This window comes from Streptomyces liliiviolaceus (assembly GCF_018070025.1).
Lineage (GTDB): Bacteria > Actinomycetota > Actinomycetes > Streptomycetales > Streptomycetaceae > Streptomyces > Streptomyces liliiviolaceus.
In genome coordinates, this window is sequence record NZ_JAGPYQ010000001.1 from 758,223 (window position 1) to 780,014 (window position 21,792).

The following is a 21,792-nucleotide window of genomic DNA, read 5'->3' on the forward strand; positions in this document are numbered from 1 at the left end:
CGGCCCTGGGGGGAAGCCCCTTTTTTCCCGCCACGCACGAGTGAAGGTGGCCGCTCGTCAGGAAGCGGCCACCCTCACAGTCGTACGTACGCGCCGTGCGCCCGGTTCAGCGTCAGTCCTTGGCCGGTGCGCCCACCACGTCGTCCGCCGGGCCGGCCGGGGCCGGTACCGCCGCGGCGGTGGATCCGCCGTCGTCGCTGTTGATCTTCGCGATGAGCGCGTCCCGTTCCGGGGTGTCCTCGGGCTTCACGAATCCGATGAGGACGTAGAGGACGAGCGACACCGCGAGCGGGATCGACACCTGGTACTGGAGCGGGACCCCGCCGTCGACGTTCCAGCTGATCGGGTAGTTGACCAGCCAGAAGGTGACGAGGCCGACGGCCCAGCTGATCAGGGCGGCGGTCGGGCCGCTCTTGCGGAACCACGGGAGCAGGCCCAGCATCAGCGGGATCGCGATCGGGCCCATCAGGCCGGCCACCCACTTGATGACGACGGTGATGATGTCGCCGAAGAAGGCGGAGTTGACCTGGGTGGCGATGGCCATCGACAGACCGAGGAAGAGCAGCGTGGCCCAGCGCGCGGCCAGCAGCCCCATCCGGGTGTCCCACTCGCGGGCCTTGCGGGAGACCGCGGGCATGATGTCGCGGGTGACGACGGCCGCGATGGCGTTGGCGTCCGAGGAGCACATCGCCATCGTGTGGGAGAAGAACCCGACGATGACCAGCCCCAACAGGCCGTGGGGCAGCAGGTGTTCGGCCATCAGCGCGTACGAATCGGCCGGTACGTCGGTCTTGATGATCAGCGGCGCGACCCACATGGGGAAGAACAGCACCAGCGGCCAGATCAGCCAGAGCGAGGCGGACAGGATGCCCGAGCGGGTGGCGGACCGCGCGGAGTCCGTGGCCATGTAGCGCTGGGCCTGGTTCCACATGCCGCCGTTGTACTCGAAGGTCTTGATGAACAGATACGCGATCAGGAAGACCATCATGTACGGGCCGGCCAGCGGCTTGGTGTGGCCGTCGAGGGCGGGCTCGTCCCAGACGCTCCACAGGGTGCTGAAGCCGTTCAGCTCGGCCATGACGGCGACGAGCATCGCGACACCGGCGATGAACTGGATGACGAACTGGCCGAGTTCGGTCAGCGCGTCCGCCCAGAGGCCGCCGACCGTGCAGTAGATCGCGGTCACCGCGCCGGTGATCATGATGCCGGTGTTGAGCGAGACGCCGGTGAAGACGGACAGCAGGGTCGCGATGGCGGCCCACTTGGCGCCCACGTCCACGATCTTCAGCAGGACGCCGGACCAGGCGAGCGCCTGCTGGGTGGGCAGGTTGTAGCGGTTCTTCAGGTATTCCAGGGGCGAGGACACGTGCAGTCGTGAGCGCACCCGGTTGAGCCGGGGCGCGAACAGCTTCGCGCCGATCGCGATGCCGATGGCGATCGGGAAGGACCAGGTGACATAGGAAGTGACGCCGTACGTGTAGGCGATGGCCGCGTACCCCGTGAACATGACCGCGCTGTAGCCGGACATGTGGTGCGAGATGCCCGACAGCCACCACGGCATCTTGCCGCCGGCCGTGAAGAAGTCGCTGACGTTGTCGACCCGTTTGTGGGACCAGACACCGATCGCGACCATCACGCCGAAGTAGCCGATGAGCACGGCCCAGTCGAGACCGTTCATATGCCCTCTCCCAGGATCGTCAGGGTCGTGAAGCGCCCGCTCATCGTGGGTTCGATGGCATGACTGCGACAACTGCCTGTACGGTCAAAGGGGAGTAAAATAGTTCTGCTTACTGACCTCGGTTCATGTCCCTGAACATTTTCGATCGCCGGGACGAACGGGACATCCGCGCGCTACCGCATCAACTCCCCGGCGTTGACCAGCAACGACTGCCCCGTGATCGCCCGCGCCCGGTCCGAGGCCAGAAACACCGCGGCGTCCGCCACGTCCGCGTCCGTGGCCAGCTCCGGCAGCGCCATCCGCGAGGTCAGCCGCTCCAGCACCTCCGCCTCCGGCACGCCCTCGGTGTACGCCGTGAACTGCACGTACGCCTCCACCGGCGGGCCCCACATCCAGCCCGGCAGCACGGTGTTCACCCGGATCCGGTCCGGGCCGAGCTCCCGCGCCAGCGAGTACATCGCGCTCGTCAGCGCGCCCTTCGAGGCCGCGTACGCCGCCTGGCGCACCTGGGAGGGGGCGGCGACGGACGACTGCGTGCCGATGACGACCACGGAGCCGCCGCGCTCCTTCAGCGCGGGCAGACAGGCGCGGGTCATCCGCAGCGTGCCGAGCAGGTTCACGTCGAGGACGGCCTGCCAGGTGGTGAAGTCCGCGTCCTGGAGGCCGCCGAAGTAGCTGTCCCAGGCGGCCACGTGGACGACCGCGTCGAGCCGCCCGAACCGCTCCCGGGCCAGCGCCGCGAGCGCGTCGCACTGGCCCTCGTCGGTGATGTCCGTGGCGCGGTACGCCGTGTGCGCGCCGTCCGGGTCGAGTTCGGCGGCGGCCTTGGCGAGGTTCGCCCCGGTGCGCGCCCCGAGCACGGCGTTCCCGCCGTCCCGCACGACGGCCGCCGCGACCTGGTGACCGAGCCCGGCCCCGACCCCCGACACGACGACGGTCTTGCCCTGGAGCAGTGACATTGCGGTCCTCCCGGCTCTGGCGGTCGATCTGACGGTCCGTCAGAGTAGGGGCGTCCGGCAGATGACGGAAGAGAACGCGAAGCGCTGGAAGGGGAGCGTCATGCCCGAAGACACGCGCAGCGAGGTGTACGGGGAACTGGCCGCCGTCGGCCCGTACGGGGTGCGTCCCGGCCATGCCCTGATCACGATGGTGGAGCCGCATCCGGGCCACGAGTACGCGTACAACCGGTGGTACGAGGACGACCACTACTACGCGGGCGCGATGGCGATGCCGTGGATGTACGCGGGGCGGCGGTGGGTGGCGACCCGGGATCTGCAGCTGCTGCGCCGGCCCGAGAAGTCGGCGGTCGCGCAGCCGGTCACCGCCGGGTGCTACCTCTCGACGTACTGGGTCACGGACGGCCGCCACGACGACCACATGAAGTGGACCGTCGGCATCAACAAGCGGCTGAACAGGGACGGGCGGGTCTACCAGGACCGTACGCACGTCTTCACGGCGTTCCAGGACCACGAGGCGACGGTGTACCGGGACGGGGCCGCGGGGCCGCGCGACTTCCACGCGCTGGACCATCCGTACCAGGGGCTGGTCCTTCAGGTCGTCGACGCCGAATCCGCCGTCGGACGGGCCGAGTTGCTGGAGTGGCTGCGCTCCCGGCACCTTCCGAAGCGGCTTGCCGGGTCCCCCGCCGCCATGGTCACGGTCTTCCGGCCGACGCCGCTGCCCGGCGACCGCATGACGTACGTGAAGCAGGTCGAGGGGGTCGATACGCGGCTGACGCTGCTGTGGTTCCTGGAGGCGGATCCGCGGGAGTGCTGGGAGGAGTACTTCACCGGGCTGGAGGCGCCCGTGGCCGAGACGGGGCTGGGGCGGGTGGAGCTGGTGGCGCCGTTCATTCCCACGGTGCCGGGGACCGACCGGTACGTCGACCGGTTGCGGTGAGACGGGTGAGCCGAAAATCGGTGGTCCGTGGGGCGTGGATGGTGTCTGGTGTCAGGTGTTCCGTTCCGTAACACACCTGACAGCTAGGGGACTTGAGGATGGCGGCAGCACGGGCCCTACCGATCACCGCGACTCTGCTCACCGGCACGGTCGCGCTCTACATCACGCTCGTGGCGTTCGGGAACATCACCGACTTCGGCACCAACCAGCAGTTCGTGCAGCATGTTCTGGCCATGGACACCACGTTCAAGGACGACGACCTGATGTGGCGGGCCGTCGAGTCCGAGGGGATTCAGAACGCGGTGTACGTCGCGATCATCGCGTGGGAGACGGTGGCGGCGCTCGTGCTGATCCTGGGCACGGTCCAGTGGGTGCGGCGGGATGTCGCGCGGGCCCGGCGGACGTCCACGGTGGGGTTGTTGATGTTGATGCTGCTCTTCGGGGCGGGGTTTCTCGCGGTGGGGGGTGAGTGGTTCGCCATGTGGCAGTCGGAGGACTGGAACGGGCTGGATGCGGCTGTGCGGGTGTTTTTGCTGAGTTCGGTCGTGCTGATCGCCATTCACCTGCCGGTGGATCGGGTGGCGGGGGTGGATGGCTAGTCCCTACCAGGAGGGGTGGTCGGGGTGAGCGGGGGGCTGCGGGCCGGTGGGGGCTTGTCGCGCAGTTCCCCGCGCCCCTGAAGGATGAAAAGCAGGGGCGCAGCCCCGCTTTTCAGGGGCGCGGGGAACTGCGCGGCCAGCCCCCACCGGAGCCGCACCCGACGAGAGTCCCCCTCACGGGGCCTGGTGGGAGCTGATGTCCTCGGCGGCCCTTGTTGCCGCTGTCAGCAAGGGGGCCATGCGGAGGGCGTCGGCCTGCGGGGACGTGTGGAGGTCCCGCAGGATCAGGGTCAGCGTGGCCAGGTCGTCCCAGTCGGGAGGCCCGGACAGGAGCTCCGTCAGGGCCTCCTGCGCCGCGGGCCAGTCCGACAGCGCGCAGGCCAGGAAGCAGCGGGCCTGCGTGCGTTCCAGGTCGCCCAGGGTGCTCTCCGGGGCGGGCAGCGCGGCGTCGGAGGCCACCAAGGCCGCCAGCTCCCGCCACAGGGGTTCCGCCGCCGGCAGGCCCTGCGACTGGCTCGCCGTCATCGCCAGTTGGAAGGTGCCCGGGATCGGGGCCGTCGCGCGCAGCCGTTCCGCCGTACGCAGGGCCTGCGGCCACTGTCCCGCGTGGCGGTGCACGTCGCAGCGCAGGTCGTCCAGGTCGTCGGCCCCGTCCGCCGCCGACAGCCGTGCCGACGCCTCCTCCCACCGGTCGCACTGTGTGAGGAGTTCGATGGCCGTGCGGCGCGCCCAGGCCGCCCGGGACGCCGGTTCCAGCGTGGCGCAGCGGTCCAGGTCGGCCAGCGCCTGATCGGTCCGGCCGGTCGCCAGGCAGACCCGCGCGCGCGTGGCGTACAGCCATCCGTCGTCCGGGGTCGACGTCAGAGCGCGGTCCAGGTGCCACAGGGCCTGTCCGTGGTCCTTCGTGAGGAGGTGGACTCCGATGAGCCCGGTCCGCGCGGCCTTGTCGTCCGGGCTCCGGTCCAGTACGCGGCGGAAGACGGCGACCGCCTCCTCGTACCGGCCCTCCTCGCAGTACTCGGCGCCCAGTTCGTCGCTGATCCAGTCGCTGTCCGGGGCCGTCTCGACGGCTCGCTCCAGGTACGTGAACATGGCGGCCCGGTCGCCGAGTTCGTCCTGCACGCGGGCCGTCGTCACCAGCGCCCACGCGTAGTCGGGCCGCAGTTCGACGGCTCGGGCGAGGTCGGCCAGGCCCTCCTCGTGGCGGCCCAGGTCGGACAGGGCCGCGCCGCGGCTCGCCAGGGCGGAGGCGTAGTCGGCCCGCAGGGTGAGCGCGCGGGTCAGTTCGGCGACGGCCTCCTCCGGGCGGTCGGCCAGCCGGTAGGCGTCCCCGCGCTCCGAGGCGACCCAGGCCGCGTCGGGCGCGACGCGGACGGCCCGGTCGAAGTCGGCGAAGGCCTCGTCCGGTTCGCCCCTGGTGCGGCGCAGACGGGCCCTGCGCACCAGCGCCCAGGCGTTGTCCGGCTCGATGCCGAGCGCCCGGTCGAAGTCGGCGAGCGCCTCGTCGTACCGCCCCAGTGCGGTCCGGCACACGGCCCGGCCGGTCAGCGGGTCGGCGTCGGCCGGGGCGAGGGCGACGGCGCGGTCGAAGTCGGCGACGGCCTCCTCGAAGCGGCCCGCCAGCCGGTAGGTCTCCGCGCGCGCGGAAATGATCCACTCGGTGCCGGGGGCCAGTTCGTCCGCCCGGTCGAGTGCGGCCAGTGCCGCCGGGAAGTCGTCCAGCAGCTGGTGGGTGTAGCCGCGGCCGTAGTGGGCCCAGGCGAGCCGCGGATCGAGCTCCAGGGCCCTGCCGTACTCCTCCAGGGCTTCGCGGTGTCGGCCGCCGTAGCGCAGTTCCCGGCCCCGCAGGGTGTGCGCGAGGGCCCGGCCGGCCGGGTCGGGGCCGGGGCGGGCCAGGAGCAGGGCCATCGCGCCGGCGATCCCGGCCGTGTCGTCGTCGAGCGCCTCCCCGAGTCGTACGCCCCACTCGGCGAGGTCGGTGTGGTCGGTGTCGCGGCCCGCGTCCTCCAGCATCCGCGCCCAGCCGCGGCCGAGGACGGCGTCCTCGCGGCAGGCCTCGACCAGCGCGCGCAGGGCCGCGCCGAGCGCCGCGGGCGGGCGCGCGCAGAGCAGGTGGTACGTCTCCTCCAGGCGCAGCTCGCGCCACTCCTCGTCGGCCCACAGGTCCTCGGTCGCCCGGCCGGCCGCGGCCTCGGTCCGCCAGCGGGCGAAGGTCTCCGCGAGACGCCGGTGGCGGCCGGCCCACTCCCGCCGGGAGCGGCGTCGCTCCAGCCGCAGCATCGGGGCCCGTACGACGTCGTGGTAGCGCACACGGGCCCCGCGCTCGCCGACGAACGGCAGGCCGGTCAACCAGTCGTACAGCGCGTCCGGATCGTCCGGCACGGCCAGGCCGTCGTCGGGGTGGCCGATGAGGGCCCGGAAGACGTCCGCGTCCAGTTGCCGGGGCAGCGCGCAGACGCGGGCGACCTGGCGGCGGGTGTCGTCGGGCTCCCACTGCAGGAAGCGTTTGACGGCTCCGGCGCTCGGGTCGCCCACGTCGTCCGGGTCGCCGGGGCGGGTCTCCGCGAGCGTCGACACGAGGACGGGCAGGCCACCGGTGAGGCGCAGCACCTCCTTGACGACCGGTTCGGCGACGACCCCCTTCCCGGCGAGGAGCCCGCGGGACTCGGACTCGGTGAACGGCGCCAGCGACACGTCCGCCACGGAGCCCGTGCCGCTCCAGCGGGCGGTGTCCAGGGGGCGCTGTCCCGCGGTGACCACCAGGAGGGTCGCGGGCAGCCTGCTGTCCGCCTCCTGGCGCGTGACCAGGTCGTACAGCCACGGGTCGAGGAACGGGCCGGTCCGTTCGTACGTGTCGAAGAACAGGACGATCCAGGGGGTGGCGGAGGCCGCCGCGCGCAGTTCGCGGAGCAGGACCGGGGTGAGGACCTTCTCCGGGGACATCACCAGTTCGATGTCGTCGGGGTCGCGGAAGCGGGCGCTCAGGCCCGTGCGCAGCCGGTCCGCGCCCTGGGCGAGCAGGTCGGCGGGCAGGGCGCCCGTGAAGAGACCGGCGCCCGGCACGGCGGCCTCCACGGCCGCCAGACCGAGTCCGACGGCGGTCCTGCTCCCGGCGGACGCCGACCGGGGCTGCCCCTGCTGCCCCTGCTCCGGGGCCAGGGCGGCGAGGGCGGCGGCCTCCGCCTCGTGCCGCCGGTCCCGGTACACGGCGAGCCGCCGCTCCAGGTCCTTCAACCGCCGTCCCTGGTCGGCGAACTGGACGCACATCTCGCCCATCGCCTCCGGCACGCTGCCGACCCGCTCGTCGATGTACGCGGTCAGCGCCCCGCGTTCGCGTGCGAGCTGCCGCAACTCCTGCACCAGGAAGGTCTTTCCGACGCCCGCGGTGCCGTGCACATGGAAGCGGAAGCGGTGCCGGGCGTCTCCCGCGGGCAGGTCGAAGTTCGCGAGGAACGCGGCCCGTTCGGCGTCCCGTCCCACGAATCCGGCGCGGTTGCCCTGCCGGATCAGCTCCTGCCACGACGGCCCTGCCTGTGCCACCGGTCCGCCTCCTCGCCCCGCCGGGTCACCTGAGGGTCCCAGTGTGGATCAACTCGGCTCCGGCTGAACAGGAGTCGACGGACGACGTGCCGTCTCGACCGGTCGGCCCGCGACTGCCAGAGTCATAGGAAGCGGACCGTGTCAGAAACCGGGCCAGCACAGGTGAAGGTGAAGGCGGGCCGAGGTCGTGCAGTCAGTCGACGGTGAGAACGGATCGGGCGCACCCTTCATATCCACTGCCATGCAGCTGAGCGGAGACACCTCGTGCATCGCCGCGGCACGCCGTCTCGCGGCCGATTTCCTCACCCGCGCGAGCACCGAGCAGCACGTGGTCGTCTCCGCCCACGCGCTGGGCCTCACCCAGCTGGTCGTCAGCGAACTCGTCACCAACGCCCGCAGGCACGCCCCCGGCCCCGCGCTGATGGAACTGCGCATCGCGGACTCCACGGTGGAGGTGACCGTGCAGGACAGCGTCCCCGTACGGCCCACCATCCATGCCTCCGACCCGCAGCGCATCGGCCGGCACGGCCTGGAGATCGTCGCGGCCGTCGCCGAGGACTTCTACGTCCGTCTCGAAGAGACCGGCAAACGCGTCACCGCCCACATCGCCCTGACCGACGGTCCCGTCCCCCGGCCGCAGGAGCCCTGAGCGGCCGGGGCGGACAGGACCCACCTCACACTTTCGCGGGCCGTCTCGTCATAGAGGCATGAACACGAAGATCCGGTACGCCACCCTCGGGTTCCTGGGCGTGACCGCGCTGTACACCGGGGCCTGGGCCTACTTCGCGCCGAGGGAGTGGCACGCCGGCTTTCCCGGGTTCGGGATGAGCTGGCTGCCCCAGCTGGGCCCCTACAACGAACACCTCGCCAAGGATGCCGGGGCCATGTTCCTCGCGCTGGCCGTGCTCACGGCGATCGCGCTGCGGTCCGTGCGGAACAACCGGCTCGTACAGACGGCCGGTGCGGTGTGGCTCGTCTTCAACGTGCTGCACCTCGGCTATCACATGCAGCATCTGGGGATGTACGGCACGCGTGACCAGGTCCTCAACGTCGTCGCGCTGACGGCCCTGGTGCTCGCGTCGGCCGTCCTGCTCGTACCGGTGAAGTCCGTGAACTCAGTGAAGTCCGTCAAGTCCGTAACGGCCGAGGGAGAATCGTCATGCGCGTCGCGGTAGCCGGTGGGACCGGGCTCGTCGGCGGTCACGTCGTCCGGGAGCTGACGGCGGCCGGGCACGAGCCGGTGGTGCTGGCCAGGTCACGGGGTGTCGACCTGGTGACCGGTGCCGGGCTCGACCCCGCCATGGCGGGCGTCGAGGCGGTCGTCGACGTCAGCAATCTGGACACCACCCGCGCCAGGACGGCGATCGCGTTCTTCGAGAGCGCCGGGCGCCGTCTGCTGGACGCCGGCGCCCGGGTCGGCGTACGGCACCATGTCGTCCTGTCGATCGTCGGTCTCGAACGCGTCGGCCTCGGCTACTACCAGGGGAAACTGCGGCAGGAGGAGATCGTCGCGCAGGGCGGGGGCGGGGCAGTTCCGTGGACCGTGCTGCGGGCCACGCAGTTCCACGAGTTTCCGCTCCAGGTCCTCGACCGGGTGCCCGGACCGCTCGCCGTGGTCCCCCGCATGCGTACGCAGCCGGTGGCGGCCCGCGAGGTCGCCCGGCACCTCGTGGAACTCGTCCTCGGACCGCCGCGGGGCATGGCGCCCGAGCTGGCCGGGCCGCGCGTCGAGGAGCTGGTCGACATGACACGGCGGCTGCTGCGGGCCCGCGGGCAGCGCCGGCTGCTGCTGCCGGTGAAGATGCCCGGCAGGGCGGGCACTGCCATGGTCGAAGGGGGCAACCTGCCCACCGGGTCCGCCGGACCCCGCGGCCACCAGACCTTCGACGCGTGGCTGGCCGAGTATGCCGGGCAGGGAGAGAAAGGGGTGCGGGGAGAGTGAGCGGTGGCGGCGGCCCCGGCCTCGGGGACCTGATGGCCGAGCGGCGGCGGCTGCTCGGGCTCGGCTACCGCATGCTCGGCTCGGTGCAGGACGCCGAGGACGTCGTCCAGGAGACGTACGCCCGCTGGTACGCCCTGTCCGAGGCCGAGCAGGAGGCGATCGTCGCCCCGCTGGCCTGGCTGACCCGGGTCGCCTCGCGGATCTGCCTGGACCAGCTGGCGTCGGCGCGCGTCCGCCGGGAGCGCTACACCGGTGAGTGGCTGCCCGAGCCCGTCAGGGGCGGCGCCGCCACCTGGACCAGCGCGGGCGGCGGGGAGGGCGCGGGCAGCGGCGACCCCGCGGACCGCGTCACGCTCGACGAGTCGGTGAGCATGGGCATGCTCGTGGTGCTGGACTCGGTCACCCCCGCCGAGCGCGTGGCCTTCGTCCTGCACGACGTCTTCGGGGTGCCGTTCGCCGAGATCGCCGAGACCGTCGGCCGCTCCCCCGCGGCCTGCCGCCAGCTCGCCTCCTCGGCCCGGCGGCGCCTCGCCGAGCGGCGGCCCGTGGGCGCCACGACGACGGAGCACCGGCGGGTCGTCTCCGCGTTCCTCGACGCGTGCGGGACCGGCGATCTCGCCACGCTGGTCGCCCTCCTCGACCCCGCGGTCGAGGCGCGCAGCGACGGCGGCGGCAAGGTCCGCGCGGCCCTGCGGCCGGTCGTCGGCGCGGACAAGGTGGCCCGGTTCCTGCTCGGGCTGCTGCGCAAGGACCCGGGGCTCGATGTCACGCAGGACGACGTCAACGGTTTCCCGGGGGTCGTCGTCCGGATCGCCGGGACGACCGTCGCCGTGGTCGGCGTGGGCGTCCGCGCGGGCCGGATCGGTGATCTGTGGCTCGTGGTCAACCCGGACAAACTGCACGCGTGGACGGACGCCGAACCGGCGGAACCAGCGGTCGAACCGGCGGAACCGGTAGTCGAACCGGGCGGCTGAGACCCCCTCCGGAAGCCCGTCCGGAACCCCTCCCGGGCCTACTTCACGACCGCGACCGTCGTCCCCGCCGTGCCGAACTTCCACACCGCGTCCCCGTCCGCCGCCTTCGTCCGGACGCCGCCCGTCGTCGCACCCGACGCGGGCGGCGGCGGGGAGGAACCGTCGAGGGCGTTGGAGAAGGCGACGTTGACGCCGGACGCCACGGCGAAGTAGACGATGTTCTCGATCTCCACGCCGTCGCTGCCGGTCGCGGTCTCGCGCCGGGTGCCGACCGTGTACGTGCCGGGGTCCGGGCTCACCGTCCCCTGCCACACCTTGAACGTGCGCCGGGGCGCGTCGCTCGCGTCGACCAGCCACACCCGCTTCTGGCCCAGGGAGTAGACGATCCGCCGTCCCGTGCCGGAGCCGTCCGGTACGGCGACCGGCTCGGACTCGTCGGGCGAGGCGGAGGGCTTGGCGCTCGCGGAGGGGCTGTTCGTCTTCTTGCTCGCCGACGCGGTCGGCTGGGGCCCGTCCCCGGCCTTGACGGCCAGCACGGCCACCAGCACCAGGGCGGCCGCGGTCAGACCGGTGACCCAGGCCCACGAGGGAAGCCGTCGGGCAGGCACGGGCACGCATCTCCTCAGCTGTGGCTCACCCCGTCGGAGACACCCCGTCGGAGGTCCGATCATCCTACTCCGACGGGGAACTCCCTCCGGAACCGGAGGCCTGTCCTCTGCCTGGACCAGCCGGTCTATTCCAGGACCGGCAGCAGCTCCGGCAGGTGCCCGTCGGAGACCGCCGCGGCCTGCTGCCGCTCCTCGGGCACCTCCCCGTACAGCGTGGTCCGCGGCCTGGCCGGGCGGCCCGCCGCCTCCGCCACCGCGATCAGGTCCTTCACCGACTTGTACGAGCCGTAACTCGACCCGGCCATACGGGAGATGGTCTCCTCCATCAGCGTGCCGCCGAGGTCGTTGGCGCCGGAGCGCAGCATCTCGGCCGCGCCCTCGGTGCCCAGTTTCACCCAGCTGGTCTGGATGTTGGGGATGTGGGGGTGCAGGAGGAGCCGGGCCATGGCGATCACCGCGCGGTTGTCGCGGGTCGTGGGGCCGGGCCGGGCGATCCCCGCCAGGTACACGGGCGCGTTGGTGTGGATGAAGGGCAGGGTCACGAACTCCGTGAAGCCGCCGGTCCGTTGCTGGATACGGGAGAGCGTGCGGAAGTGGCCGAGCCAGTGGCGGGGCTGGTCCACATGCCCGTACATCATCGTCGAGGACGAGCGGATGCCGAGTTCGTGGGCCGTGGTGACGACCTCGATCCAGGTCGCCGTCGGGAGCTTGCCCTTGGTGAGGACCCAGCGGACCTCGTCGTCGAGGATCTCGGCGGCGGTGCCGGGGATGGAGTCGAGGCCCGCCTCCTTCGCGGCCGTCAGCCACTCCCGGATGGACATACCCGTACGGGTGGCGCCGTTCACGACCTCCATCGGGGAGAACGCGTGGACGTGCATGCCGGGGACGCGTTCCTTCACCGCCCGCGCGATGTCGAAGTAGGCGGTGCCCGGCAGGTCGGGGTGGATGCCGCCCTGCATGCAGACCTCGACCGCGCCGACGTCCCAGGCCTGCGCGGCCCGGTCGGCGACCTGGTCCAGGGAGAGCGTGTAGGCGTCGGCGTCGGTGCGGCGCTGGGCGAAGGCGCAGAAACGGCAGCCGGTGTAGCAGACGTTGGTGAAGTTGATGTTCCGCGTGACGATGTAGGTGACGTCGTCGCCGACCGCCGACTTGCGGACGTCGTCCGCGATCCGGCAGAGCGCGTCGAGCGCGGGCCCGTCCGCGTGCAGCAGGGCGAGGGCCTCGTCGTCGGTGAGGCGGGTCGGGTCGTCGGCCGCGGTGGCGAGGGCCGCCCTCACGTCGGTGTCGATGCGCGACGGGACCATTCCGGGCGCCGCCGCCTCCCGCAGCGACTCCCAGTCGCCGTACACGTGGTCGTAGTCCTCGCGCCGGTCGGAGGTGCGGCCCTCGGTGTCGATGGACGCGTGCAGATCCGTACGCCCCGAGGACGTGAACGCCTCCTCGGGCTCCTGCCACGGGTGGCCCTCCACGACCGCGTCCGGCAGGGCGAGCCCGGTCTCCGGGTCGGCCAGCGCCCGTACGTGCGGGAGCAGGCGCGGGTCCAGCCACGGCTCGCCGCGCTGGACGAACTCCGGGTAGACGCAGAGGCGTTCGCGCAAGTCGAAGCCCGCCTCGGCGGACTGTTCGCGCAGCAGGTCGATCTGCGGCCAGGGACGTTCGGGGTTGACGTGGTCGATGGTCAGCGGCGAGACCCCGCCCCAGTCGTCGATCCCGGCGCCGATGAGCCGTGCGTACTCGGAGTCGACGAGGTTGGGCGGTGCCTGGAGGCAGGCGGCGGGGCCCATGATGTGCCGGGCCACGGCGACCGTCGCGATCAGTTCGTCCAGTTCGGCGTCCGGCATGCCGCGCATCGCCGTATCCGGCTTGGCGCGGAAGTTCTGGATGATCAGCTCCTGGATGCCGTGGTAGGCCCGCGACACCCGCCGCAGCGCGAAGAGCGAGTCCGCGCGCTCCTCGTACGTCTCGCCGATGCCGATCAGCAGTCCGCTGGTGAAGGGGACGGAGGAGCGGCCGGCGTCTTCGAGGACGCGCAGCCGGACCGCCGGTTCCTTGTCGGGCGAGCCGTAGTGGGGGCCGCCGGGCTCGCTCCACAGACGGGTCGCGGTCGTCTCCAGCATCATGCCCATGCTCGGCGCGACGGGCTTGAGCCGCTGGAAGTCGGTCCACGACATCACACCCGGGTTGAGGTGGGGCAGCAGGCCCGTCTCCTCCAGGATCCGGATGGAGATGGCCCGTACGTACGCGATCGTGTCGTCGTAGCCGTGCGCGTCGAGCCATTCGCGGGCCTCGGGCCAGCGGTCCTCGGGCTTGTCGCCGAGGGTGATCAGGGCTTCCTTGCAGCCGGCCGCGGCGCCCTTGCGCGCGATGTCCAGCACCTCGTCCGGGGACATGAACATGCCGTGCCCGGCCCGGCGCAGCTTGCCCGGGACGGTGACGAACGTGCAGTAGTGGCACTTGTCCCGGCACAGCCGGGTCAGCGGGATGAAGACGCTCTTCGAGTACGTGATCACGCCGGGGCGGTTCGCAGCCGCCAGGCCCGCGTCACGCACCCGGGCGGCGGACGCGGTGAGGTCGTCCAGGTCGGCGCCGCGCGCCTGGAGCAGCACGGCGGCCTCGGTGACGTCGAGGGCGACGCCGTCGCGGGCGCGTTTGAGGGCGCGGCGCATGGCGTTCTCGGTGGGCCCGGTTCCGGAGGTCGCGGAAGTCGTCATCCTTCGAGCATACGATCGCAGTGATCAGGCATAACCGGTGTGCCGCGTCACAAACGACACACCGGCGGCGCCTCCCGCACGTTCCTACAAGTAGGGCGTGAACTCGTCCAGCACGCGCAGTACCTCGCCCTCGCCGGCCGGCGGCAGTTGCAGCACGACCTCCTCGATGCCGAGGTCCGCGTAGTGCGCGAGCTTCCCGGCGCCGGGCAGGACGGCGTACGGCACGATCTGGAGGGACTCCGGGTCGCGGCCCGCCTCGGCCCAGGCGGTCCGCAGCACGGGCAGCGACTCGGTGAGGCCCCGGCCGCCGATCGGCAGCCAGCCGTCCGCGTACTCGGCGATGTGCGCGAAGAGCTTGGGCCCGGCCGCTCCCCCGATGAGGGTGCGCGGCCCGACGACCGGCCCGCGCGGCTTCTGCACGGGCTTGGGGTGGACGTGGCTGGCCCGTACGGAGCCGAACACGCCCTCGTACGCTGTCGGTTCGGAGGCCCACAGGGCCCGCATCAGCGCCATCCGGTCCCGGCCCAGCTCCCGGCGCGTACGCCACTCGACGCCGTGGTCGGCTGCTTCCTCGACGTTCCAGCCGAAGCCGATGCCCAGGGTGAAGCGGCCCCCCGAGAGGTGGTCGAGGGTCGCGACCTGCTTGGCGAGGTCGATCGGGTCGTGCTGGGTGACGAGCGTGATGCCGGTGCCGAGCGCGAGGGCCTCGGTGACGGCCGCCGCCTGGCCGAGGGCGACGAAGGGGTCGAGGGTGCGGCCGTACTCGGGCGGCAGTTCGCCGCCCACCGGGTACGGGGTGGTCCGTTCCACGGGGATGTGGGTGTGTTCGGGCAGATAGAGCCCGGCGAAGCCGCGTTGCTCCAGCTCACAGGCGAGCCGGGTCGGAGTGATCGTCTCATCGGTGAGGAAGATCGTCACGGAGATGCGCATGCCCCATCTCTACCGGTCGGCGGTACAAGTGTCCATACCGACCGGTCGGCATTCACAGGAGAGGGTATTCACAGAAAGCTGCCGATTCCCTTCCCTTGCCCCGCGGTTCACGGCTGAATACGAGGATTGCCGGTACCACTCCTGCACCGCCATGCACCCCATGCACCGCCCATGACCCACGAGAACCGGGAGCAGCAGACATGTGCGAGGACGAACACCACGGCGTCGGCAGACGCGCCCTGTTCGTGACGGGGGCCGCCGCCGCGCTTACGTTGGGAAGCGTGAGCTTTCCGAGCGAGGCGGCCGACGCGGCCGACGGCCCTTCCGGTCCGGGCGGACCCGTGACCCGGACCGTGCGCGGCACCCTGCCCACCGGCTCGCCGGACTTCGTGTACCTGCCCGTCGAAGTCCCGTCCGGGGTACGGGAGATCAAGGTCGCGTACACCTACGAGCGGCCGACCGTCCCGGCGGGCACGGCGGGCAACGCGCTCGACATCGGGATCTTCGACCAGCACGGCACCGAACTGGGCGGGCGGGGCTTCCGGGGCTGGTCGGGCGGCGCGCGCGCGGAGTTCTTCATCCGCGCCGACGACGCGACGCCCGGCTACGTCCCGGGCCCGGTCCGTGAGGGCACCTGGCACATCGCGCTGGGCCCCTACACGGTCGCCCCGCAGGGCCTCGCGTACGAGGTCACCGTCACGCTGACGTACGGGGAACCGAGCGAGGCGGTGAAGCCGGTGTACCCGCCGTCGCGGGCCAAGGGGCGCGGCCGGGCCTGGTACCGGGGCGACTGCCATCTGCACTCCTGGTACTCCGACGGCCGCCGCACCCCGGCCGAGATCGCGGCGCTCGCGCGGGCGGCGGGCCTCGACTTCATCAACTCGTCCGACCACAACACGCACTCCGCGCACGCCCACTGGGCCGACCAGGCGGGCCCCCACCCGGACGGCGAGCTGCTGATCCTGCTGGGCGAGGAGGTGACGACGAGGAACGGTCACGTCGTCGCGCTCGGCACGGACCCGGGCACGTTCGTCGACTGGCGCTACCGGGCCCGCGACAACCGCTTCGGCAAGTACGCGCGCCGCATCCGCCAGGCGGGCGGTCTGGTCGTCCCCGCCCATCCGCACGCGACCTGCGTCGGCTGCAACTGGAAGTTCGGCTTCGGCGAGGCGGACGCGGTCGAGGTGTGGAACGGCGCGTACGGGCCCGACGACGAGGTGTCGCTGGCCGACTGGGACAGCATGCTCGTGGCCTCCGTACGGGAGGGCCGCGGGAGCCGGGACTGGATCCCGGCGATGGGCAACAGCGACGCCCACCGCGACCCCGACCCGGTCGGCACCCCGCAGACGGTCGTCCTCGCCGACGAACTGTCCCGCGAGGCGATCCAGGAGGGCATCCGCGCGGGCCGGTCGTACGTGGCCGAGTCGAAGGCGGTGTCGCTGTCGTTCTCGGCGACCGGCCCGAAGGGCGAACACGCGGGCATCGGCGGCCGGTTGAAGGTGGACGGTGACGATCCGGTCACCGTCCGCCTGGAGGTCTCGGGCGCACCCCGCTGCACGGTCCGCTTCGTCACGGACCAAGGCGTCCTGCACACGAGCGCCGTCCTGCCGGTGGCGGGCTCCGGCACGGTGGAGTGGCGTACGACGGCCCAGTACGCGGCGTACGTACGCGCGGAGGTGCGGCACGAGGCGGCGGCGGGGCCGTTGCCGGGCGCGCTGGCGGCGTTCACGAACCCGATCTTCCTGGGCCGGTAGACCGACGGTAGACCCGCCGTACGCCACCTGGGCGGGCCCTGGTCCGGCCGGTCACCGCGGGTCTTCGCGGTGACCGACCGGGCCGGGGCTTTCGCTTGGGCCTCCAGGCGCGGGACTGCTCTAGGCGCGGGACTGCTCGATGCGGGCCTGCTGCATCGCGGTGAGCCGCCGGACGAAGAAGAAGGCCAGCACGGTGCTCACGAGCCCGACGACGATCGACATCTCCGCGGTGATGATGTCCTCCTGCGCGCCGGAGACGGTGTCGTTCGAGTACCAGGTGCTGAACGCCGCGTTCACCTCCGCCAGCATGTAGGCGACCCAGCACCACCACCAGGTGTGCATCAGCCACCGCGTGGCGCCCCGGGCCTGGCCGGCCGTCGCCGTCCAGATGTCGTTGGTCATCTGCTTGGGCATGAAGAGGTTGACGAGCGGGATGAACCAGGCGCCGGCCGCCATCCCGGGCGCGAAGCGCAGACGGACGGGCGCGAAGGCGTCCGCGTTGTTGCGCATCCGCTGGAACCACAGCGGCCACACCAGGAGCAGTCCGACGCCCACCAGCATCTCAAGGGCTTCGACGCCGTCCGTCGCGAACTGCAGCAGGTCGTAGTCCGGGATGGTGCTGGGGTTGACGCCCGAATCCTGCCCGTCGAGCACGAGGAAGGCGTACGCGAGGACGGCGCCCCGGATCAGCAGGGGCAGCGTGTAGATACCGAGCAGGACGCTCAGCCCGGTGGCGAGTCCGCGGGCCGAGCGGGCCGGCGGGCGCGGCGAGAAGTAGTGCGGCGCGGGTTGCAGGCTGCCGGGCGGCGGGCTGCCCGCGTGGAGGCTGCCCGGTGGCGGGCTCTGCTGCCAGGGGGGCGGGGACGGGCTGCGGGACGGGTCGTACGAGACGGGCGGTCCGAACCCCTGGATCGGGGCGGGTGCCGGGGCCTGCGCGGCTCCGGCCACCGGGGCCTGTCCGGCGAGCGCGTGGCTCTGCAGGCGCTGGGGGCTCTGCGGGTCCTCGCTGTTGAGGAGCTGCACGGCGTGGCGGCCCAGCTCGGCCAGCACCTCGCCCGGCAGCCAGGCGCCGCCGGTGTCCTCCATGCCCTCGATCCGCGCCAACAGCGTCTCCAGAGAGGGCCGTTGGGAGGGATCCTTCGCGAGACACCAGCCGATCAGCTGGTCCCACGGAGCGGGAACGCCGGTGAGGTCCGGTTCCTCGCTGGCGATCCGGTAGAGCAGCGAGTGGATCCCGCCCTCGCCGGTGCCGAACGGCAGCTTGCCCGTCGCGGTGTACGCGAGCACGGCGCCGAGGCAGAAGACGTCGCTCGCGAACGTCACGCGCTCGCCGCGCACCTGCTCGGGCGACATGAAGCCGGGCGAGCCGACGACGGCGCCCGTCATCGTCAGCCCGTCGGTGGACTGCATGGCGGGGTCGAGGGCGCGGGCGATGCCGAAGTCGATGACGCGGGGGCCGTCGATCGTCACCAGGACGTTGGACGGCTTGAGGTCGCGGTGCACGAGCCCGGCGCCGTGGATGGCCTGGAGCGCGCGGACGAGCCCGATGCCAAGGGCCCGTACGGAGTTCGCCGGCAGCGGGCCGTACTGCTTGTCCACCACCTCGGCGAGGGAGGGCCCGGCGACGTAGCCGGTGGCCACCCACGGGGTGGCCGCCTCCGTGTCGGCGTCCAGGACGGGCGCCGTCCACTCGCCGCCGACCCGCTGGGCGGCCTTGACCTCCTGCGCGAACCGCCGCCTGAAGTCGGGCTTGCGGGCCAGTTGCTCCTGGACGACCTTGACCGCGACCGTACGGCCGCGGTCGGAGCGGGCCAGATACACCCGCCCCATGCCGCCCTCGCCGAGTCTGCCGAGCAGTCGGTAATTGCCTATCCAGCCCGGATCGTCCGGGCTCAACCCGTCCATGTGTACTTCCTCTATCCCCGACACCCGCCGAATCGCCGCCGCATCGCCGCCGACGCCTTCGCAGCGAGGATAGGAGATGTGACGGCGGTGGCGCGCGTGAACCCTGGGTCTATCGACAGTACTTGTCCCCCGCGGGCCGGTGTCCGGTGACCAGGTAGCGGGTGACGGCGCGGTCTCCGCAGGCGTTGCCGTTGCCGAGGTAGGCGTCGTGGCCGGTCGCGTCGACGGTCACCATGACGGCCCGCTGCCCCAGCGCGGCCCGGACGGCGCGGGCGCCGGCGAGGGGGGTGGCGGGGTCGCGCTCGTTCTGCACGAGCAGCACGGTGGACGGCCCGCGGTCGGTGATCCGTACGGGTTTCCGCTCGGGGTCTTTCGCGTCCTCGGGCCAGGCGGCGCAGGCGGTGGCGTTGCGGGGCATCCCGGCGGTGAGCGGGTACGCGGTGCGGCTGCGCGCGACCTCGGCCTGGTACACGGCTGTCTCGGTCGGCCAGTTGCCGTCGTTGCAGAAGGTGGCGACGGCGACGGCAATGCCGTTCTGGAGGAGGGGTTCGGGGACGGGCTCGGGCGCGGGCGGCACGTCCCCCTTCCCGGCGGCCCGGATCAGCTGGGCCAGCCCGGCGAACTCATCGGGCTCGTACAACGCGTAGACCATCGCCTGCCGCAGGACATTGCCGTTCAGCTCGGGCGGGTTGGCGCCGGGCCACGGGACGGGCTCACGGTCGAGCCGCGCGGCGAGCCGCAGGAAGAGGGACCGCACGTCGTCGGCGCTGTCGGCGAGCCGATACGGATTCCCTTCCTGCGAAGCCCACTTGGCGAACTCCGGAAACGCATCCTCAACCCCGTTCTCGAACGCGGCCCAGGCGCCCCGAGCGAACTGACCGCCGCTGCGCGCTCCGGTGGCATCCGGATTGCTGTCCAGCACGAGCCGGTCGGTGCGGTGCGGGAACAGTTCGTTGTAGACAGCGCCGGCGTAGGCCCCGTACGAGACGCCCCACGCGGACAGTTTCCGCTCGCCGAGGGCCGCGCGGACGCGGTCGATGTCGCGGGCGTTGTCCGCGGTGCTGATGTGACGGACGAGGTCGCCGCCGTTGCGGTCGCAGGCGGCGGCCGTGCGGCGGGCGGTCGCCATGTTCGCGTCGACGGACCCGTCGGCGGCGGGCCAGGGCCAGAACCTGGTCAGGGCGAGGTCGTCCCGGTCGAGCCCGCAACTGACGGGCGAGGACCGCCCGACGCCCCGCGGATCGAACCCGACCAGGTCGTACGCGTCCCGCACCGCCTGGGGCAGCCGCTGCCCCTTCCCGGAGACCTCGTCGAGACTGCCGCCACCGGGACCGCCGGCGATCATCAGCAGTGACCCGCGCCGGACACCCGGCTTCTCGGCAGGAATCCGGGAGACAGCGATCCCGATCCGGGCACCTCCGGGATCGAAGTGGTCGAGGGGCACGTCGACGGTGGCGCACTGCTGCCGGGGGTCGAGGCCGGTGCCCTCGCACTTACCCCAGGTGAGGGGATTGCTGTGGCCTCCGGCCGGGGCGGCGGTGGCGGCCGTCGCGGCAACGGGCAGGGTGAGCCCGAGGACCACGCCGGAGGCGGTGAGGAGGGCGGTGTTCCGCTTGGACCTTCGCATGGACTTCGTCATGCGGACGAGCTTCACGGACGGGGCCTGCAGGGCCTATCCGGCCAACTGGCCTGTCGGAGGGGCGGTTTCCCGAACCGGACGGCTCACGCGTCACGCCGGTGAGGAGTCGGCGCCCTCACCGCTCCACCGGCTCGTGGCCGCACTCCGCCCACAGGAGTTTGCCGCCCCGGGCGGAACCCAGGACGTGTGCGCCCCAGCTGTCCGCGCACGCCTGTACGAGGTGGAGGCCGCGGCCGGTCTCGGCCGTTTCGGGTCTCGGGCGGGCGGGGGCGCCCCCGGTGGTGAAGGCCAAGGGGATCTCGCGGTCGGAGTCCCACACCGCGATCCGCAGCCGGTTCGGCTCCGCCGAGCGGACCCTGAGGGCGTACGGGCCCGTCGTGTGCAGGTGGGCGTTGGTGAGCAGTTCGGAGGCGAGCAGCTCCGCGGTGGGGGTGAGACCGGCGAGGTCGTGCGCGGCGAGCACGGTTCGAAGAGTTGCGCGGGCGATACCCGGTGCGCGTGGATCGTGCGGGAGTTGGAGGGTGTACGCCCAGGGCGGCGATACGGTGGCCATGGGAGTCTCCGATCACGAGTGGGGGTTGGGTACGGGGCCCAGTGACCGTGTCGCTCCGTCGAGCGGGGTGCTTCTGGGTGGTGGCGCCTGCACTCAGTAAGCTAGCGGTCCACCACTTAATACATTTCCCATTTCGGCAATCGCGTGAGGTTTTCCCTCGTGTGGGTGACTCCAACGTGCGGTTGATCGAGGAAAGTTGAGCCATGGCGCCCAGGACCGCCACCACCGCCCGCCGAATCCGTCTCGGTACCGAACTCCGGCGGCTGCGCGAACGAGCGGGGCTCACCGTCACCGAAGGCGCCCGCCAACTAGGCGTCAGCCAGGCGCAGCTCAGCAATATCGAGGCCAGCCGATTCGGCGTCAGCCCGGAGCGGCTGCGCGCCCTCGCGCGCATCTACCGCTGCTCCGACACCGACTACGTCTCGGGGCTGATCGAGTTGGCCGGCGAACGGAAGGGCGGCTGGTGGGAGACCTTCCGAGAGGTGCTGCCCACCACACTCCTGGATATCGCCGAGTTGGAGCATCACTCCACGCGACTGTGGTCCGCCAACACCGCGCACGTGCCGGGGCTGCTCCAGATCACGGACCACGCCCGCGAAATCTTTCGGCAGGTCGTGCCTGAGTTCTCCCGCACGGACATCGAGCATCGCGTGAGCCACCGTCTCCAGCGCCAAGCACTGCTGGACGGACCAGACCCGACCCCGTACCGGGCGATCATTCACGAAGCCGCGCTTCGCGTGCCGGTCGGCGGCGACGCAATCGCCCGACGCCAGCTCGGACACCTGGTCGAACAGAGCGAACGCGAGCACATCACGGTCCAGGTGATCCCGTTCGCGATCGGCGCCTATCCCGGATCGGGTCAGACCATCCTGTACATGTACGGCCCCGTGCCTCCGCTGGATACCGTCTCACTGGACCAGTCCCACGGCCCCGCACTTGTGGACGCCGAAGCTCAACTGCACATGTATCGCGTTCTCCTCGACCGTATGGAGTCCGTGGCTCTCCCTCCCGAGAAGTCGCGCGATTTCATCCACACCATCGCCCAGGATCTGTGAAGGGA

17 protein-coding genes are annotated in these 21,792 nt (G+C 71.8%); 8 read left to right on the forward strand and 9 right to left on the reverse strand.

Annotated elements, in window-relative coordinates; translation table 11 throughout:
• Window positions 1-112 precede the first annotated feature (112 nt).
• Window positions 113-1,678, reverse strand: a complete 1,566-nt coding sequence (locus tag J8N05_RS03260; RefSeq protein WP_210880965.1) for a sodium:solute symporter family protein — start codon at window positions 1,676-1,678, stop codon at window positions 113-115.
• A 173-nt stretch (window positions 1,679-1,851) separates the two neighbouring features.
• Window positions 1,852-2,637 (reverse strand): SDR family oxidoreductase, encoded by a 786-nt coding sequence (locus tag J8N05_RS03265; protein WP_210880966.1) that lies wholly within the window; start codon window positions 2,635-2,637, stop codon window positions 1,852-1,854.
• Window positions 2,638-2,737: 100 nt separating this feature from the next.
• On the opposite strand from J8N05_RS03265, the gene J8N05_RS03270 reads away from it, so the two are divergent.
• Together J8N05_RS03270 and J8N05_RS03275 are read left to right on the forward strand one after the other, a co-directional pair.
• Window positions 2,738-3,577 (forward strand): hypothetical protein, encoded by an 840-nt coding sequence (locus J8N05_RS03270; protein ID WP_210880967.1) that lies wholly within the window; start codon window positions 2,738-2,740, stop codon window positions 3,575-3,577.
• 98 nt (window positions 3,578-3,675) lie between these two features.
• Window positions 3,676-4,176 carry a DUF2165 domain-containing protein gene (locus J8N05_RS03275; protein ID WP_210880968.1) on the forward strand — a complete coding sequence of 167 codons (501 nt, stop codon included), beginning with the start codon at window positions 3,676-3,678 and terminating at the stop codon, window positions 4,174-4,176.
• Between the two features lie 174 nt (window positions 4,177-4,350).
• Here J8N05_RS03275 and J8N05_RS03280 read toward each other — a convergent pair whose 3' ends face one another.
• Entirely contained in the window at window positions 4,351-7,716 is a 3,366-nt protein-coding gene (locus J8N05_RS03280; RefSeq protein ID WP_210880969.1) for a tetratricopeptide repeat protein, read from the reverse strand.
• Window positions 7,717-7,957: 241 nt separating this feature from the next.
• Here J8N05_RS03280 and J8N05_RS03285 point away from each other — a divergent pair, with 241 nt between their 5' ends.
• Genes J8N05_RS03285 through sigJ form a run of 4 tightly spaced genes read left to right on the forward strand, consistent with a single transcriptional unit; the run spans window position 7,958 to window position 10,632 of the window.
• Window positions 7,958-8,365 (forward strand): ATP-binding protein, encoded by a 408-nt coding sequence (locus J8N05_RS03285; protein WP_210880970.1) that lies wholly within the window; start codon window positions 7,958-7,960, stop codon window positions 8,363-8,365.
• A gap of 58 nt (window positions 8,366-8,423) precedes the next feature.
• Window positions 8,424-8,891 carry a hypothetical protein gene (locus J8N05_RS03290; RefSeq protein WP_210880971.1) on the forward strand — a complete coding sequence of 156 codons (468 nt, stop codon included), beginning with the start codon at window positions 8,424-8,426 and terminating at the stop codon, window positions 8,889-8,891.
• Window positions 8,876-9,658 carry an SDR family oxidoreductase gene (locus J8N05_RS03295; RefSeq protein ID WP_210880972.1) on the forward strand — a complete coding sequence of 261 codons (783 nt, stop codon included), beginning with the start codon at window positions 8,876-8,878 and terminating at the stop codon, window positions 9,656-9,658. Before J8N05_RS03290 ends, J8N05_RS03295 begins: the two co-directional genes overlap by 16 nt.
• Entirely contained in the window at window positions 9,655-10,632 is a 978-nt protein-coding gene (gene sigJ / locus J8N05_RS03300; protein WP_308286786.1) for an RNA polymerase sigma factor SigJ, read from the forward strand. Before J8N05_RS03295 ends, sigJ begins: the two co-directional genes overlap by 4 nt.
• 38 nt (window positions 10,633-10,670) lie before the next feature.
• On the opposite strand, the gene J8N05_RS03305 is transcribed toward sigJ, so the two are convergent.
• The 3 genes from J8N05_RS03305 to J8N05_RS03315 form a co-directional block, all read right to left on the reverse strand.
• Window positions 10,671-11,246, reverse strand: a complete 576-nt coding sequence (locus J8N05_RS03305; protein WP_210880973.1) for a hypothetical protein — start codon at window positions 11,244-11,246, stop codon at window positions 10,671-10,673.
• A 119-nt stretch (window positions 11,247-11,365) separates the two neighbouring features.
• Window positions 11,366-13,951 carry a bifunctional FO biosynthesis protein CofGH gene (locus J8N05_RS03310; RefSeq protein ID WP_210880974.1) on the reverse strand — a complete coding sequence of 862 codons (2,586 nt, stop codon included), beginning with the start codon at window positions 13,949-13,951 and terminating at the stop codon, window positions 11,366-11,368.
• A gap of 84 nt (window positions 13,952-14,035) precedes the next feature.
• Window positions 14,036-14,881 carry an LLM class F420-dependent oxidoreductase gene (locus J8N05_RS03315; protein WP_210880975.1) on the reverse strand — a complete coding sequence of 282 codons (846 nt, stop codon included), beginning with the start codon at window positions 14,879-14,881 and terminating at the stop codon, window positions 14,036-14,038.
• 200 nt (window positions 14,882-15,081) lie between these two features.
• Between J8N05_RS03315 and J8N05_RS03320 the strand changes: the two genes are divergently transcribed.
• On the forward strand, window positions 15,082-16,635 hold the full coding sequence (locus tag J8N05_RS03320; protein WP_210880976.1) for a CehA/McbA family metallohydrolase: 1,554 nt from the start codon (window positions 15,082-15,084) through the stop codon (window positions 16,633-16,635).
• A gap of 120 nt (window positions 16,636-16,755) precedes the next feature.
• On the opposite strand, the gene J8N05_RS03325 is transcribed toward J8N05_RS03320, so the two are convergent.
• From J8N05_RS03325 to J8N05_RS03335, 3 genes are all read right to left on the reverse strand, one after another.
• Window positions 16,756-18,540, reverse strand: coding sequence for a protein kinase domain-containing protein (locus J8N05_RS03325; protein ID WP_210880977.1), 1,785 nt, complete (start codon window positions 18,538-18,540; stop codon window positions 16,756-16,758).
• A 109-nt stretch (window positions 18,541-18,649) separates the two neighbouring features.
• Window positions 18,650-20,179, reverse strand: coding sequence for an alpha/beta hydrolase (locus J8N05_RS03330; RefSeq protein ID WP_210880978.1), 1,530 nt, complete (start codon window positions 20,177-20,179; stop codon window positions 18,650-18,652).
• A 115-nt stretch (window positions 20,180-20,294) separates the two neighbouring features.
• Entirely contained in the window at window positions 20,295-20,732 is a 438-nt protein-coding gene (locus tag J8N05_RS03335) for an ATP-binding protein (protein ID WP_210880979.1), read from the reverse strand.
• 203 nt (window positions 20,733-20,935) lie between these two features.
• Between J8N05_RS03335 and J8N05_RS03340 the strand changes: the two genes are divergently transcribed.
• Window positions 20,936-21,787, forward strand: coding sequence for a helix-turn-helix domain-containing protein (locus tag J8N05_RS03340; protein ID WP_210880980.1), 852 nt, complete (start codon window positions 20,936-20,938; stop codon window positions 21,785-21,787).
• Window positions 21,788-21,792 lie beyond the last annotated feature (5 nt).